The 507-nt window shown below is 59.8% G+C and carries 1 protein-coding gene; it reads left to right on the forward strand.

Annotation, left to right across the window (positions count from 1 at the left end):
• Positions 1-106: 106 nt before the first annotated feature.
• The coding region (locus XI03_RS01535; protein WP_271591091.1) for a site-specific integrase at positions 107-507 on the forward strand (401 nt) is incomplete at its 3' end.

Here is a 507-nt window from a genome sequence, read left to right on the forward strand (position 1 = left end):
AACGAAGCCGCTGGCGCGGCATGTAGGGAAGCATAGCAAGGATTGCCTCCTGTCTGAGAGGATTGCGGGTTTTCGAAGCCCAACCCTTTAGACAGGAGGTTTTCCGATGGCTGAGATCAGCCCACTTCGCCGCCGCATGATCGAGGACATGACGGTCCGCAATCTCTCACCGGCGACGCAGCAATCCTACCTCAACGCCGTAGCGAAGTTGAGCCGATATTTCGGTCGTTCTCCTGACCGCCTTGACCTGGAGGATATCCGTGCCTTCCAGGTTCATCTGGTTGCGACGGGGATGTCCTGGCCAGCGCTGAACCAGATCGTCTGCGCGCTGCGGTTCTTCTACGGTGTGACGCTTGGTCATGACACTGTTCCAGAGCGCATCGCCTATGCGCGTAAACCGCGCAAACTGCCGGTCGTGCTGAGCGCCGACGAGGTCGTGCGCTTCCTGGAAGCGGTCCCAAGCCTCAAGAGCCGTACCGCGTTGACCACCGTCTATGCCGCAGGCTT

The sequence above is a fragment of the Bradyrhizobium sp. CCBAU 65884 genome, from assembly GCF_028128835.1.
GTDB lineage: Bacteria > Pseudomonadota > Alphaproteobacteria > Rhizobiales > Xanthobacteraceae > Bradyrhizobium > Bradyrhizobium ottawaense.